At 66.9% G+C, this 15,069-nt stretch carries 16 protein-coding genes; 8 read left to right on the top strand and 8 right to left on the bottom strand.

Annotation, left to right across the window (positions count from 1 at the left end):
• Positions 1-160 precede the first annotated feature (160 nt).
• A complete protein-coding gene (locus tag LGM71_RS27305) occupies positions 161-1,069 on the top strand; it encodes a LysR family transcriptional regulator (RefSeq protein ID WP_059602989.1) in 909 nt (302 codons plus the stop codon).
• A 96-nt stretch (positions 1,070-1,165) separates the two neighbouring features.
• Here LGM71_RS27305 and LGM71_RS27300 read toward each other — a convergent pair whose 3' ends face one another.
• Entirely contained in the window at positions 1,166-2,806 is a 1,641-nt protein-coding gene (locus LGM71_RS27300; protein WP_174909491.1) for an L-lactate permease, read from the bottom strand.
• Positions 2,807-3,315: 509 nt separating this feature from the next.
• Here LGM71_RS27300 and LGM71_RS27295 point away from each other — a divergent pair.
• Positions 3,316-3,627: a DUF4148 domain-containing protein gene (locus LGM71_RS27295; RefSeq protein ID WP_124906056.1), complete on the top strand. Its 312-nt coding sequence runs from the start codon at positions 3,316-3,318 to the stop codon at positions 3,625-3,627.
• A 91-nt stretch (positions 3,628-3,718) separates the two neighbouring features.
• Here the strand turns inward: LGM71_RS27295 and gshA are convergent, their stop codons facing one another.
• From gshA to ada, 3 genes are all read right to left on the bottom strand, one after another.
• Positions 3,719-5,332: a glutamate--cysteine ligase gene (gene gshA, locus LGM71_RS27290; protein WP_226117558.1), complete on the bottom strand. Its 1,614-nt coding sequence runs from the start codon at positions 5,330-5,332 to the stop codon at positions 3,719-3,721.
• A 480-nt stretch (positions 5,333-5,812) separates the two neighbouring features.
• A complete protein-coding gene (locus LGM71_RS27285; RefSeq protein ID WP_226117557.1) occupies positions 5,813-6,787 on the bottom strand; it encodes a DNA-3-methyladenine glycosylase family protein in 975 nt (324 codons plus the stop codon).
• Positions 6,784-7,875: a bifunctional DNA-binding transcriptional regulator/O6-methylguanine-DNA methyltransferase Ada gene (gene ada / locus LGM71_RS27280; protein WP_151049717.1), complete on the bottom strand. Its 1,092-nt coding sequence runs from the start codon at positions 7,873-7,875 to the stop codon at positions 6,784-6,786. Before ada ends, LGM71_RS27285 begins: the two co-directional genes overlap by 4 nt.
• Positions 7,876-8,326: 451 nt before the next feature.
• Here ada and LGM71_RS27275 point away from each other — a divergent pair, with 451 nt between their 5' ends.
• The gene (locus tag LGM71_RS27275; RefSeq protein WP_059602970.1) at positions 8,327-8,740 is read left to right on the top strand and encodes a VOC family protein; all 414 of its coding nucleotides are present in this window, start codon (positions 8,327-8,329) and stop codon (positions 8,738-8,740) included.
• Between the two features lie 10 nt (positions 8,741-8,750).
• On the opposite strand, the gene LGM71_RS27270 is transcribed toward LGM71_RS27275, so the two are convergent.
• Both LGM71_RS27270 and sap1 read right to left on the bottom strand, forming a co-directional pair.
• Entirely contained in the window at positions 8,751-9,305 is a 555-nt protein-coding gene (locus LGM71_RS27270) for a YaeQ family protein (protein ID WP_006498691.1), read from the bottom strand.
• Positions 9,306-9,480: 175 nt separating this feature from the next.
• A complete protein-coding gene (gene sap1, locus LGM71_RS27265; protein ID WP_059602967.1) occupies positions 9,481-9,828 on the bottom strand; it encodes a surface attachment protein Sap1 in 348 nt (115 codons plus the stop codon).
• Between the two features lie 146 nt (positions 9,829-9,974).
• Here sap1 and LGM71_RS27260 point away from each other — a divergent pair, with 146 nt between their 5' ends.
• Positions 9,975-10,178, top strand: coding sequence for a hypothetical protein (locus LGM71_RS27260; RefSeq protein WP_226117555.1), 204 nt, complete (start codon positions 9,975-9,977; stop codon positions 10,176-10,178).
• A gap of 149 nt (positions 10,179-10,327) precedes the next feature.
• On the opposite strand, the gene speG is transcribed toward LGM71_RS27260, so the two are convergent.
• The gene (gene speG, locus LGM71_RS27255) at positions 10,328-10,870 is read right to left on the bottom strand and encodes a spermidine N1-acetyltransferase (RefSeq protein ID WP_059603008.1); all 543 of its coding nucleotides are present in this window, start codon (positions 10,868-10,870) and stop codon (positions 10,328-10,330) included.
• Between the two features lie 152 nt (positions 10,871-11,022).
• Between speG and LGM71_RS27250 the strand changes: the two genes are divergently transcribed.
• From LGM71_RS27250 to LGM71_RS33225, 4 genes are all read left to right on the top strand, one after another.
• Positions 11,023-11,193: a hypothetical protein gene (locus tag LGM71_RS27250; RefSeq protein ID WP_006489933.1), complete on the top strand. Its 171-nt coding sequence runs from the start codon at positions 11,023-11,025 to the stop codon at positions 11,191-11,193.
• Between the two features lie 106 nt (positions 11,194-11,299).
• Positions 11,300-11,548, top strand: a complete 249-nt coding sequence (locus tag LGM71_RS27245) for a DUF2795 domain-containing protein (RefSeq protein ID WP_006756942.1) — start codon at positions 11,300-11,302, stop codon at positions 11,546-11,548.
• Between the two features lie 111 nt (positions 11,549-11,659).
• Positions 11,660-13,018, top strand: coding sequence for a sensor domain-containing diguanylate cyclase (locus LGM71_RS27240; protein WP_226117553.1), 1,359 nt, complete (start codon positions 11,660-11,662; stop codon positions 13,016-13,018).
• Positions 13,019-13,167: 149 nt separating this feature from the next.
• Positions 13,168-13,293, top strand: a complete 126-nt coding sequence (locus LGM71_RS33225) for a hypothetical protein (RefSeq protein WP_256980637.1) — start codon at positions 13,168-13,170, stop codon at positions 13,291-13,293.
• Positions 13,294-13,607: 314 nt separating this feature from the next.
• On the opposite strand, the gene mnmE is transcribed toward LGM71_RS33225, so the two are convergent.
• Positions 13,608-15,002 (bottom strand): tRNA uridine-5-carboxymethylaminomethyl(34) synthesis GTPase MnmE, encoded by a 1,395-nt coding sequence (gene mnmE / locus LGM71_RS27235; protein WP_124627096.1) that lies wholly within the window; start codon positions 15,000-15,002, stop codon positions 13,608-13,610.
• Positions 15,003-15,069 lie beyond the last annotated feature (67 nt).

Raw genomic sequence — 15,069 nt, 5'->3', positions numbered from 1 at the left:
ATTACTCCGCACCGGCGTGTCCCGGCCGTGACCGGTTCCAGCAGGTTTCTTGCGCCCACCCCCAGCTTTTTTTCGAAGCAGCGCCCGGCGCGCCTTTCATCCGGCCGACACATGCCTGCGCTACGCTGACGCGCGATGAAGAGGGGGGAGAAGCCGAGTCGTGTTCGATCAGCTGAAGGCGTTCCACGCGACCGTCCGGCAGGGCAGCATCACGCGCGCCGCGCGCCACCTGGGCGTCAGCCAGCCGACGATCGCCGCGCAGATCCGGCAAGTCGAGCAGTTGTACGGCGTCGAGCTGTTCTATCGCAGCGGCCGCAGGCTCGAAGTCACTGAAACCGGCATCGAGCTCCTGCCGCTCGTCGAGAAGATGATCTCGCTCGAGGCGCAGGCCGACATCATGCTGCGCAACGTCGGCGGCCTGTTCGAAGGACACCTGCGGATCGGTGCGACCGGGCCGTACTACATCATGGACGCGGTCGGCCGCTTCTCGCATGCCCATCCGTCGATCGCACTCACGTGCCGGATCGGCAATTCCGAGGAAATCCTGCAGGCGCTGCAGGAATTCCGCATCGACCTTGCCGTGTCGTCGCAGCGCAATGACGCGGAAGGCCTCGAATGCAAGGTGATCTCCACCGATCCGCTCGTGCTCGTCGTGCATCGCGACCATCCGCTCGCGCGCTTCGACACGATCGACGCCGCGCAGCTCGCGAACGTGCGGCTGCTGATTCGCGAGGAAGGGTCGGTCACACGCCGCTGCACGGAGACGATCCTCGCGGCGGCCGGGGTCGCGCCCACGTCGGTCGCCGAGATCGGCAGCCGCGAAGCGATCCGCGAGGCGATCCTGCATGGCGTGGGCGGCAGCCTGTTTCCGCGCGGCGAGGCCGAGCGTCATCCGGACCTGCGCGTCGTCGCGCTGCGCGGTGTCGACACGACGATCGACGAATACGTGTACTACCTGAAGGCGCGCCGCCAGAGCCCCGCGATCGATGCGTTCCTCGCGTGCATCCTGCCGGCGCAGACCGCGACGCACGAGCCAACGCACGCGACGCGGCCGGTGAACGCGCGCTGAGTCGCCGCGCGTTCACCGGGTTCGCGCATTTCCCTGCACATCCGTGGTCATGTCCGGCGCTTGTCCCGGGCCTTCCTTCTTGCTTCCCGCCGTGTGTTACTTCGGCAGCGCCGGAATCATCCATGTGAACACGTGCTGCTGCAGGAACACGAGCACGCCGAGCAGCAGCGTGAGGATCACGCTGTGCCAGAACGTGCGCGCGAACACGACGCCTTCCTGCCCCTTCAGGTCGGTCGTCGACACGCCCGTGGCGATGTTCTGCGGCGAGATCATCTTGCCCATCACGCCGCCCGACGAGTTGGTCGCGGCCATCAATACCGGATCGAAGCCGAGCTGCCGCGCCGCGACCACCTGCAGGTTGCCGAACAGCGCATTGCCGGACGTGTCGCTGCCGGACAGGAACACCGCGATCCAGCCGAGCGACGCCGACACGAGCGGGAACAGCGCGCCGGTCGACGCGACGCCGGTGCCGAGCGTGTAGCTGATGCCCGAGTAGTTCAGCAAATACGCAAGCCCGACGATCATCATCACCGTGATGATCGCGATCCACGTCTGCCGCCAGGTCTTGACCACGCATTCGAAGAACGCGCCGACGCCGGTGCGCGTCAGCACGGCCGTGATGATCGCCGAGAGCAGGATCGCGGTGCCCGTGCCGAGCGGCTGGAAGTCCCAGATCGCCGCATACGGCTTGTGATACAGCGACACGAACACCGCGTTGTGCAGGCCCGGCCACTTGATCTTCACGTCGCCGATCGCCGCGACGTTCGCATGCACCCAGACGATCACGACCACCGACACGACGATCCACGGCAGCCAGCCGCCGAAGCCCGCGCGCGCGGCGCCGGCCGCGGCGGGCGCGCTGCGTGCGAGCGCGTATTGCGGATCGGGCTGCGGCTTCCACACCTGCAGGAAGCCGATCGTGACGATCAGCGACGTGAGCGACGACAGCACGTCGGTGAGCTGGTAGCCGAGGAAGTTCGACGTGACGAACTGCGCGATCGCAAAGCTGCCGCCCGACACGAGCAGCGCGGGCCACAGCTTCGAGATCGAGCGCAGGCCGCCGTACGCGCCGACCACGTAGAACGGCAGCAGCAGCGCGAAGAACGGCAGTTGCCGGCCGACCATCGCGCCGAGCGTCGCGGGCGGCAGCGACGTGACCGCGCCGAGCACGGTGATCGGCACGCCGAGCGCGCCGAACGCGACCGGTGCCGTATTGAACAGCAGCGTGTAGGTGAGCGCTTCGAGCGCGGGGAAGCCGAGCGCGATCAGGAGCGCGCTGGTGATCGCGACCGGCGTGCCGAACCCGGAGATCCCTTCGAGCAAACAGCCGAACGAGAACGCGACGACGAGCAGCACGAGGCGGCGGTCGTCGGGCAGGTTGTCGAGCATCCACTGCCGGAACTGGTCGAAGCGGCCCGACTTCACCGCGATGTTGTACAGCAGCAGGGCGTTGAACACGATCCACATCACCGGCACGACGGCGAGCGCCATGCCGGCGCCGACCGCGTCGAACGCGAGGCCGGCCGGCATGCCCCACGCACCGATCGCGACCGCGAGGCCGGCGACGAGGCCGGCGAGCGACGCCTGCCACGCTGGCCGGCGCAGCACGCCGAGCGCGATCAGCGCGACCGCGATCGGGATCACGGCGACGAGGAAAGACAGGAACAGCGAGTTGGCGACGGGCGTCAACGGCTGCGCGAACAGGATGCCGGGCGGCAGGGCTGCGGTGGGATTCATCGTGTCTCCGTTGTCGACCGGAGTTGGCGCTTCAGCGCCTTACTCCGGTCCCATGCTTCGCGGTCGACCGGAGTTGACGCTTCAGCACTTACCCCGGTCCCATGCTTCGCGGTCGACCGGGGCTCGCGCATCAGCGCCTGCGCACACCTCGATCCCGTTCGAACGTCTGTTCCACGGCCGCAACGATCATCCGACGCTTGCGCACGCAACCATGCCGCAGCGCCAACCGATCGGTCGCTTAAAAGAGGTTAGGAGGCGCATTGCGCTTCCACAAGGAGGACAAGCCCGATGCGCGCGGTGCCGATACACGCATCCGCCGCACGTTGAACGGCGGCTGGCGCCCCGCTGACGCGCGCGCCAGCAATCCGCCGGCGCAATGTTGCTCAACCGGAAAAGGTGACTGACGGGACGCGGGGTGTTTCGTTTGGCATCCGAAGCCTAGACTCGCTGCATCGATTCCGCCCGCGCCGACGAAGGCGCGGCTCCGGAACGCTCACGGAGCAAACACGATGAAAACCATGAAACTTGCGGCGTACGCGTTGGTGCTGATCGGCTCGGCCGTCGCCGCCCAGGCTCAGGCTGAGTCGACGCTGACGCGCGCGCAAGTTCGCCAGGAACTCGCGGAACTGCAGGCCGCCGGCTATCGGCCGAGCCTCGCCAGCGGTCCCGACTTTCCGCAAAACATGCAGGCGGTCATGCAGCGCGCCGCGCAGGCGCGCGGCGATGCGGCCGGCCACGGCAACGACGGCCACGCGAATGTGGAATCAGGGAAGCCGGCGCTGCCGCGCGTGGCCGATCGCGACACATACGCGCATCACTGAAGCGGCTGAAACCCGGCCGGGCGCGTGACCGCACCACCATCCGGCCCGCCGCCGGCCTGCCCGCCGCGCGACGCGCAGCGGGCGGCGGCCATCAAACGCTGAAGCGGTTCAGCGTATAGGCACGATAGGCCGCGACGAACGCATCGAACGATCCGGCCTCCTTCGCTTCCAGTTCGGCCTGCTCGGCCAGCGACTTCGCCGCAAGCGCCTGCTCGGTGCGCATCGTCTCCGCCGACGGCGGGTTCGCGCGAAAATGCGCGGCGTGCGCCTCGCTGTGCGCGAGCGCGAACGCGAGGAACGACTGACCGTTCTCGCGCATCGTGCGCAGCACGCGCGCCGACGGCGTGCGCTCCGGATCGGCGAGCTTCTCGCGCTGCGCGGCAATCGCACGCGCATGCTCGTCGCCGCCGCGGATCTCGTCCAGACGGCGCCCGACGGTCTCGATATCGGCCATCAGGTCGTCCGCCCACGCCTGCAGCGTGACCGGCTGGCCGTCGCGCACCAGTGTGAGCCCCGGCTTGCGCCCTTCCATCGTCACGCTGCCAAAGTTCGCATTCGCTTCCTTGTACGCGTCGCAGTCGAGCGCAGGGCTGTCGTCGAGCGCGCACGCAAGCAGGAACGCGTCGATGAAGCGTGCGGTTTCCAGCGCGATGCCGGTCGGCTCGAACGGATCGATGTCGAGGCAGCGCACTTCGATGTACTGTACGCCGCGCGACGCGAGCGCATGCAGCGGACGCTCGCCCGAATACGTGACGCGCTTCGGCCGGATCGTCGAGTAGAACTCGTTCTCGATCTGCAGCACGTTCGTGTTGATCTGGATCCACTCGCCGTCGCGATGCGTGCCGATCGCCTCGTACGGCGGATACGGCTCGCTCACGGCCTTCGACAGCGCATCGAGATAGCCGGGCAGCGTGTTGTAGTCGACGTGCAGCGCGGCCTGCGCGGTCGTGTTCGAGTAACCGAGGTCGCTCATCCGCAGGCTCGTCGCGTACGGCCGGTACAGCGTATCGGCATCGAACGCGTCGAGCTTGTGCGGCTTGCCGCGCAGGAATTTCGCGTCGAGCGCGGGCGATGCGCCGAACAGGTACATCAAGAGCCAGCTGCGGCGGCGGAAGTTGCGGATCTGCGCGAGATAGCGCTCCGACTGGTAGTCGACGAGCGTGGCCGTCGAGCCCTCTTCCGCATGCAGGCGCCGCCACACTTCCTCGTGCAACGAGTAGTTGTAGTGGATGCCGGCGATGCACTGCATCGTGCGGCCGTAGCGATACGCGAGGCCGCGGCGGTACACCGTCTTCAGGCGGCCGATGTTCGACGTGCCGTAGTCGGCGATCGGAATTTCATCGTCGGCCGGCAGCAGGCCCGGCATCGAGTCGTTCCACAGCATCTCGTCGCCGAGCGACGCGTACACGTAGCGGTGCAGATCGTCGAGACGTTCGAGCGTGATCGACGCGTCGCCTTCCGCCGGCGTGATCAGTTCGATCAGCGCTTCGGAATAGTCGGTCGTCAATGAAGGGTGCGTGAGAGCTGAACCGAGCGCGCGCGGATGCGGCGTGAACGCGATCATCCCGTCGCGCGTCACGCGCAGGCTTTCCTTTTCGATGCCGCGCAGGCCGTCGGGCAGATGCTGCCGCGTCGGGCCCGAGCTCAGCGCTTCGAGACGATTCAGCAGCAGTTCGGACTGGCGGTGAGTCATGGTGTTCGACATGGAGACGCAAGTGCGTGACGGCCGCGCGCGAAATGCCGCGCGCGGCCGGCTGGATTATTGGTCGCTTCGTTGGTAGCGGGCACTTTAACATCTCGCCGTAACACGTGCTTGAGGTGGCGCCGGGCGGTGCGCGCCGGCCGCGGCGGGCCGTCGGGCGGGCCGATGGCAACGAACGCCGCGCGGACAGCTGACCGTCGTCGGCACCGACGGACGCAACCATCACGCGACATTCATCGGAGGGAACGTGAGCGACGAGCACGGCAGCGCCGTCAGGTGCAACCCGTTCAGCCGAAGCCGCGATGCATCGTCGTCGCGGCCGGGCCAACCGTGCGCGCCGGGGCGTCAGACACCGGAGCGGGTTGATCTCCGTCAAACGTCGCAACCATGAGGATCACCGACCGATCGCTGCCGGCGTGATGCCCCTTGCGCGTTGCGTCGCGGCCCTGCCCGGTCGCACCCGCCGGCCTGCGGCCAAGACCGTCATCCGCCGCGCGCGCCGCCGGCCCGGTCGGCCACGTCGTTCCACAAATGAAGCGCCGCATATGCGCGCCACGGCCGCCAGCCTTCGGTCCGGCTTTTCTGGCTCGCGAGCCGGTCGAGCGACGGATCGCGCGCCGCGATCGACTGCATCAGCACCAGGTCGGACGCCGGCCACGCGTCCGGGTCGCGCCACGCGCGCATCGCGATGTATTCGACGGTCCATGGGCCGATGCCGGGCAGGTCGAGCCACGCGCGACGCAGCGTCGCAAGATCGGCCTGTGCGGGATCGAGCGGCACGTGGCCGGCCGCCACCGCGCGCGCCATGCCCGTCAGCGCCGCGGCCCGCTTGCCCGGCATCCCGATCTTCTCCAGATCGCATGCGGCGAGCGCGTCCGGCGTCGGAAATCGCCAAGCGGGGGCGCCGTCCGGCGCCGCCATGCCGTCGTCGTGCACGACGCGCTCGCCGGCCCGCTGGACGAGCCGGCCGACGATCGTCGTCGCCGCCTTCACGCTCACCTGCTGGCCGACGATCGCGCGCACCGCGAGCTCGAATCCCGACCAGGCGCCCGGCACGCGCAGCCCCGGCGCGGCCTCGACGAGCGGCGCGAACCACGGGTCGCGCGCGAGTCCGCCGCCGATCGCGGCCGGGTCGGCGCCGAGGTCGAACATCGATGCGACGCGCTGCGCGAATGCATCGTCGACATGCCGCGCGGCCGCCCCTTCGAGCGTCGCGATCAGGCAATGCCGGCGCGGATGCTTCGTGACGACGAGCCTGCCCGCGTCGCCGTTCAGATCGACGATCCGGCGATACATGCCGTCGACGACCTGTTCGACACCCGGAATCGCCCGTCCGCTGAAGAAGCGCAGCACGCGCGCCCAGTCGTACGGCGCCTTGAAGCGCAGCGCCATCTGCGCGGACGGCGGCACGTGGCCGCCGTTCGCGATCGATGTCGTGGTGGTTTTGTCGATGCTCAAACTGCGTTGCCCTCCGCAACGGCTTCGGTTTCATCGTCGCGCACATGGCGCGCCTCGGACGCGAGCAGCGTCGCCTTGCGGCGCACGCCCCAGCGATAGCCGGCGAGCGCGCCGCCCTTCTGCACGACACGGTGGCACGGGATCGCGAGCGCGACCGGGTTCGACGCGCAGGCCGATGCGACGGCTCGCACCGCGCGCGGCGAACCCAGCGCCTCGGCGATCTCCGAATAGCTGCGCGTTTCCCCGTACGGGATGTGCGTCAGCGCTTCCCACACGCGCTGCTGGAACGCAGTCGGCGCAATGTCGAGCGGCAGGTCGAACGCGTGCCGCGTGCCGTCCAGATACGCGCGGATCTGCGCGACGAACGGCGCAAGCCGCGACGGCGATTCGACCAGCTCGGCACGCGCGAACGCGTCCTTCAGTTCGCCGACGAGCGACGCCGGTTCGTCGCCGAACGCGATCCGGCAAATGCCCTGTTCGGTCGCGGCGACGAGCACCGTGCCGAGCGGCGTCGACGCGGTCGCATAATCGATTCTCGAGCCGGCGCCCTGACGACGGAACGCGGACGGCGCCATGCCCAGCTCGCGCGGCACCGATGCGTAGAGCCGCGACGGCGAGTTGAACCCCGCGTCGACGGCCGCCTGCGTGACCGGCTGCCCGCTTTGCAGCGCCTCGCGCAAGGCGGCGCCGCGCTGCGCGGCCTGATACTGCCGCGGCGACACGCCGACCACGCGCTTGAACAGCCGCTGCAGGTGGAACGGGCTCACGTGCACGGCGTCGCTCAGCTGCTGCAGCGTGAGCCGCTCCGGATGCGCGTCGAGCACCGCGCACGCGCGGTTGACGATCTCGAGCTCGCGCGGCAATCCTTCCGGCTGGCAGCGCTTGCATGGGCGGAAGCCGGCCGCGCGCGCGGCGGCCGGATCGGCAAAGAAGGACACGTGCTCGCGCCGCGGCAGCCGTGACGCGCAGCTCGGGCGGCAGAACACGCCGGTCGTGCGCACGGCATAGAAGAACGCGCCGTCCGCATGCGGATCGCGGGCAGTCACGGCGCCCCAGCGGGCATCGTCGGTCGAATAGGCGGCTTTCATCTGAACCTCGCACTCTCCAGTGTAGATGGTGCCTACTCTAGACATCGGCATGGGCCGTCGCGCCCTGAATCTTGCTCTGTGATTCGCGCCGGTGAAACCCGAGACTAACTCGGGGAAACAATCGGGGGCACATCGAACCCGTTCAATCGGACGAAAAGCCACGCAGCCGCTGCGTCCACGCCGCTTTCGTCATCATCGCGTCACCATTTTGCTGCAGTGCGGATGCGACAAATCGCCGTGCTGACCATTTTTTACACTCGGAATATTGCAACGCACCATCGCCGTGTGTATAGTTGGAACTGTCTCCTCCATGTCTCCTCCTGATATGGATTAAGCCCGTTCCGCTCTGCGTGAACGGGCTTTTTTTCGTCCGTCGATCGTGCCCGTTCCGGCATGCGTCGCCGGCGCGGTCTACACTCGGTGCACGCCATCCGCGAAGGAGTGCCCGCTCATGAAACCGACCATCCGCGCAATCGATCACGTCGTGCTGCGCGTGACCGACATGGCTGCGATGACGCGCTTTTACTGCGATGCCGTCGGCTGCCACGTGGAGAAGGAACAACCCGACCTGGGCCTTGTACAGTTGCGCGCCGGCGACGCGCTGATCGACCTGCTGTCGGTTGGCGGCCCGATCGACCGTCCCGACAGCGGCCCGCCCGGCACCGGCCGCAATCTCGACCATCTATGCCTGCGCGTCGAGCCATTCGACCCCGATGCACTGATCGAGCATTTCGCCGCGCATGGTGCGCGCCCTGGCGCGCCCGCCGAACGCTACGGTGCAGGCGGCTACGGGCCGTCGATCTATCTGTTCGATCCCGAAGGGAACATGCTGGAATTCAAGGGGCCGCCCGCCGCGCTCGGCTGAGCGCCGGCCGTCACGCGTCGGCGCGCGCCTTCAGGACCGTCCATTCGACCGCGACGGGATCGTGATCGGCGCTCGAGATCCAGGCGGCGCCGTCCTGGACCGTGCACTGCAGGCGCATCGTACGCTCGGCGAGACGCCCGAGCGCGGCCGCGACGCCGTCGGCCAGCGACAGCACCTGGACGTTGCGCAGTCGCTCCACCTTGCTGCGCACGCCCTGCCACCAGATGTCCGAGGTCTTGCCGCCATACGCGATCACCGTGACCTGCCCGGCGCGGCCGGCTGCCTTCGAGATGCGCCGCTCGTCGGGCTGGCCAGCCTCGATCCACACGTCGATCGCGCCCGTCAGGTCCTTCTGCCACAGATCGGGCTCGTCGACGTCCGACAGCCCCTTGCAGAACTCGAGACGCTCGTGCGCGAACAGCGCGAACGCGACGATGCGCACCATCATCCGGTCGTCGGTTTCCGACGGGTGACGGGCGACCGTCAACGCGTGATCGGCGTAGTAGTGCCGATCCATGTCGGCAATTTGAAGCTCGGCTTTGTAGATCGTGGATTTCAGCGCCATGCGGATACGGCCCGGGCGGGCATTCGGTTCGGTCGGGCCGTGATGATACCGAATGCGCGCCGCCCGGCGCGTGACGGGCGCTCCACAGCACGACGGCCCGGCATCGGCCGGGCCGCGTTCGTGCCGCGCCACCGGCAGTTCCGGCCGGCGCGCGGGTGCGAGAGGTGCGTGCGGGTTACTGCTTGACGAAGCGAGAATCGGTCCAGAGGCCCTGCTGGTCGCTGTTGTCGGCGCTGACGAACTGGACGTCGCCCTGATCGACCGACACCACGCGGAAGCGCTGGCCTTCCGGCACCGACAGGCAACGGTAGTCGTCGAAGTATTGCTGCTTCGCCTGCGACTTGCCGTCACGCTCGTGACTCAGTACGGAGTCCAGATTGTCTTTCGACAGACAGCCCCATGCATTCTTCGTCAGCTGGATTTCCTGCTTCGGCTGGACAGCCGCATCGCCGCCCGCCTGGGCGATCGACACCAGGGAAAATGCGCCGACAAGGGCGAAAAGGACACCGGTACGCTTCATCATGTTCTGTCTCCAGGCTTGCGGGCACCAGGCTCGGTTAGCTATGTGTTTAAAGGTGATCGTGAACCCGCGTTTTTCAATTTAGAAGACTGGCAAGCGATAGCAAGCACATTTGTTGTGCGACCGCAATAGCGGCGAATTGTCGCACCGTGCGCACCTCCGATTTTTTGCTTGCCGCGCAGGCGCGGCGGCGCCTGTCATCAGGCGAATTCGCCCGCGCCGCCGGGCGCAATGCGTTGTCCCGCAAGACCGTCAGCGAAATTGCAATACGCCGGTTGAACGGTTTGGATAATTCATTTCAATATCGAGACCATTTTGATGCGTTGCACACAAAGTCATCCGAAACGATATGAATTTACCGCAGTGCGGAACCGGATTTACCTGATACAAGAAAAATGCCAGGTATAAGCGCACTCGTATTTACCCGTATTTTCCCGAATGGGCCGTGCGCCCGCAGCGCGTGGCCGCAGGGCGTCTTCACCTGTGTTTTACCCGGCGTTATTCAGACTGATTGCGGCCGCTCGAAATAATCGCGCTGGAAGATGCACATGCGATAAGCGTTGTGATACGCGCCGTTTCCGAAAAATTCTTCCTTCAATTCCGCCTCGTGCTGGAATCCGCATTTCTCGTACACGTGGATTGCCGCCGCATTCGACGTATCGACGATCAGGTACAGCTTGCGCATGTTCAGCACCTTGAACGCATATTCGATCGCGAGGCGCGTCGCCTGGCCCGCATAGCCGCGCCCCTGGCACTGGGGCGCGATGATGATCTGGAATTCGCCGCGACGGTGAATGTAGTCGAGCTCGATCAGCTCGACGAGGCCGACCAGTTCGTCCTGCGGATCGACCGCGACGAAGCGGCGCTCGCGCTGGTCGTGCACGTGGCGGTCATACAGTTGCGACAGCTCGGAGAATGTTTCGTACGGCTCCTCGAACCAGTAGCGCATGATCTTCGCGTCGTTGTTCAGCTCGTGAACGAAGCGCAGGTCCTGACGCTCCAGCGGCCGCAGTGCAAGCGTGTGCTTGTCGTTCTGGAGTTGCATGGTCGTGTCCTTTTTGATGCCCGCGTGCGTGTGAAACGTCCGTGCCGCGGCACTGCGACAGGAGCGCGTTCCGCGCTGTAAGAAGTTGACCGCGGGCGAAGTTCAGAGCCTAGAATGGGAACAAGGGTTCCTGCCACCGCAAGGAGGCTATCGTGATCGAGCAAGTCATACTCGGCATCTTCCTCGTATTGCCACTCGTGATCGTGGCTGCACTGTTCTCCGACGAACTGTGGCAGGAACATCGGCGGCAGCACCCGCGCGACGAAAACGCACCGCATATCGACTGGAAGCATCCGTGGCGTCGCGTGCGGCGCGGGCACTGAGTCGATCGCCATCCCCGCAGGCACTCCGTCCGGGGCCGGTCGCCCCGAGCCGAACGGTGCCCCTTCCGCTACGAACCCATTCCCGCTCAACCAGCGAGACGCCGACGTGAACGACAAACCCGCCCTCCCTCCGCACGATATCCCTGGCGAAGCGATCGATCTGCAGATCGCCGACGTGCTGGCCGCCGTCCGCTACCCGGCGAACAAGGATGCGATCGTCGACGCCGCACGCGACGCCGGCGCGAGCAACGAAGTGCTGTCGATGCTCGACGGCCTGCCCGAACAGGACTATGCGGACGTCGATGCCGTCACGCGCTGGGTCGCCGGCAACTTCGGCCCCGGCCTCGGGATTTGAGCGCGCGCCAATAACGCGATAGGATCGGGCCGCACCGGTCGCATCGCGGCCGGATGCATGCCGTCCGGCGCCAAGACCGGGCGTGACCGCACGAGCGCCCGGGGGAAATCCATGGAAGGCATTCTGATCCAGCACACGACGCGTCGTCAGCTCTGGTTCGGCGCACTGACGGCGCTCGTCATCGTGCTCGCGCTCGGGATCGCGATGCCTCACGCGAACGTCGCGCTGCCGGCCGTCGAGCCGTTCATGCCGATGTGCGCGCTGGCCGTATTCACCACCGCGAGCATCGCCGCCTTCTTCCTCGGCGCGCAGTTCACCGTCACCCGCCAGCCCGTGCTCGGTGCACTCGGCGGCGCCTATGCGTTCACCGCACTCGCCGTCGCATTGCAGTTGCTCACCTTTCCCGGCGTGTTCGCGCCGCACGGCTTGCTCGGCGCGCGTCCGCAAAGCGCCGCGTGGATGTGGATCTTCTGGCATGCCGGCTTTCCGTGCTTCGTGATGGCCGCGCTGCTCGCGCGCGAGCGGCTCACGCGTCCGCCGATCGGCGCGGCGCAGACGCGCCTGTGGACGTTCGCGCTGGTCGGCGGCCCTGCCATCGCGGCTGCGCTGCTATGCGTGCTCGCGCTGAACGTGGCACTGCCGCCCGCGTTCCATCCGCCAGCCGACGCGGCCGCGCTGCCCGTCAACGGGATCGCTCTGGTCGTATGGATCCTCAATGCGCTCGCGCTCGTCGCCGTGCTCGCCGCCGGCCGGCTGCGCACGACGCTCGACCTGTGGCTTGCGATCGCGGTGCTCGCCTGCCTCACCGACACGACCCTGAACCTGCTGACCACGAGTCGCTTCACGGTCGGCTGGTATCTCGCGCGCGTGTTCAGCATGTTCACGCCCGGCGTACTGGTGTGCGTGCTCGCATGGGAAGTGACGAAGCTGTATCAGCAGCTGTTCGAAGCACATGCGACGCTGGTTCGTTCGTCCGCGCGCGACGGGCTGACCGGCGCGTTCAACCGCAGCCACTTCAACGATTACTTCCACACGTTGTTCCTGCAGGCGCGGCGGCAAAGCGAGCCGTTGTCGTTGCTAATGATCGACGTCGATCACTTCAAGGCCTACAACGACGCGTTCGGTCACGTGAAGGGCGATGCATGCCTGATCGCCGTCGCGAATGCGCTCACCGGTGTGGTGCGGCGTCCCGCGGATTTCGTCGCGCGCTACGGCGGCGAGGAATTTGCGATCGTGCTGCCGAACACCGGTGCGCGCGGTGCGCGGATCGTTGCCGAGGAAGCGCGCGAAGCGGTGCTGCGGCTCGATCTCGCGATGCCTTCGTCGCCGGCGGGGCGCGTGAGCGTCAGCGTCGGTTGCGCGACGGTGTCGGCCGAGGATCTGTCGACGCCCGATGCATTGATCGAAGCCGCCGATGCCGCGCTGTACCACGCGAAGGATGCGGGGCGAAACCGCGTCGTCGTGGCGTGAAAACGTCTGCGGATTGGCGATTTGTTACGGTCATTGTGACCGGAATAATCCGCCGTTACGGATTGCGGCACCGGGAAACGATCGCTTACAGCCCGTGTCGACGGCGCTCGCTATGCTGGATTCATGTCGAATCCGAGCAGGTGAACGCGATGAAGAAAACCCTTTTGCTGATTGCCGGCGTGGCCGTGTTGCTGAGCGGCTGTATCGTGGTGCCTGATGGTGGCGGGTATTACGGTGATGGCGGGTATTACCATCATCATCGGCATTGGGATTGATGCATTCCGGCCCGGCCGCCGCGATTGCGCCGTCCGGATCGGATCAGCCGATTGATCCGGACTGCCGGGAGCGGCAATCGCGTCTTTCCTCATGAACCGCGGGAAAGTCTTCGCAAGACTTCGGCGCGTATCCCTGGATTCTGACGACATCACATCTGGCCTCGAATTCGAGGCCGATCTCGGCAAGCTTTCCCGACGTCTGCGCTGAATGGTCCGCCGCTCGGTGCGTGGCACGGCGTCCGCCATCGGAAAGGCGCTCATCCCGGAACGGGACCGATGCATCAAAGGGAAGCAGCGGGATGTGAAGTGCCCGCTCACTTCCCGATACAAAACCTGCTGAAAATCACGCCCAGCAGATCATCCGAAGTGAACTCACCGGTAATCGCATTGAGCTGCTCCTGCGCCAGCCGCAGTTCCTCGGCAAACAGATCGAGCGATTGCGCCCTCTGCTCCGCATGATCGGCCGCCTGCGTGAGATGCGCCTGCGCAGCCCGCAGTGCGATCAAATGCCGTTCGCGCGCCAGATAAACGCCTTCGGCCCCGGCCTGCCACCCCGCGATTCGCAGTAGCTCCGCGCGCAGCATGTCGATCCCGTCACCGCGCTTCGCCGACAGATGCACCTCGGTCAGGTCGCCTTCGGCCGCCGGATGCTCGACGCACGCCGGCACGCCGGTCAGATCCGTCTTGTTCAGCACCCGCACCACCGGCACGTCAACCGGGAACCGCGCCGCGATCGCCTCGTCGTCCGCCGTCATCCCCGTGCGCGAATCGAGCAGGTGCAGCACGACGTCCGCGCGCTCGATCTCGCTCCATGTCCGCGCGATCCCGATCCGCTCGACTTCGTCCTCCGTCTCGCGCAACCCGGCCGTATCGATGATGTGCAGCGGAATCCCCTCGACCTGGATCGTCTGCGCGACCTTGTCGCGCGTCGTGCCCGCGATCGGCGTGACGATCGCCAACTCCGCGCCGGCCAGCGCATTCAGCAGCGACGACTTGCCGACGTTCGGCTGCCCCGCGAGCACGACCGACAGCCCCTCGCGCAGCAGCGCCCCCTGGCGCGCATCGCCGAGCACGTGCGCCAGTTGCTCGCGGATCTTCGCGAGCTTGCCGCGCGCATCGGCCGCTTCCAGGAAGTCGATTTCCTCTTCCGGGAAATCGAGCGTCGCCTCGACCAGCATCCGCAGCGTGATCACATCCTCGACGAGCGCGTGGATCTGCCGCGAGAACGCGCCGTCGAGCGAGCGCCCGGCCGAACGCGCCGCCGCTTCGGTACTCGCCTCGATCAGGTCGGCGACCGCCTCGGCCTGCGCCAGGTCCAGCTTGTCATTCAGAAACGCACGCCGCGTGAACTCGCCCGGTTCCGCGAGCCGCAGCCCGAAGCCGCGCCCCGCATCCAGGCAGCGCTGCAGCAGCAGCTGCATCACGATGGGCCCGCCATGCCCCTGCAGTTCCAGCACGTGCTCGCCGGTGTACGAATGCGGCGCGGTGAAATACAGCGCGATCCCGCGGTCGAGCGGCGCGCCGTGCTCGTCGAGAAACGGAACGTAGCTCGCATGGCGCGGTGCGAGCCGCTGCCCGCACAACGCGTCGATCAGCGGCAGCGCGGCCGCCTCGCCGCCGCGCCCGAACGAAACGCGGACGACGCCGATGCCACCCCGGCCGGCAGCAGTGGCAATGGCGACGATCGGATCGGAATCGGTAGCAAGCATGGGAATCGGATGAATCGGGTGAACAGAGGGTCAATGATGCGCCCGCGCAACGACTTGGGCATCGGGA

The organism is Burkholderia sp. AU33545, assembly GCF_020419685.1.
Classification (GTDB): domain Bacteria; phylum Pseudomonadota; class Gammaproteobacteria; order Burkholderiales; family Burkholderiaceae; genus Burkholderia; species Burkholderia diffusa.
This window is presented reverse-complemented; position numbering and strand designations above follow the sequence as displayed.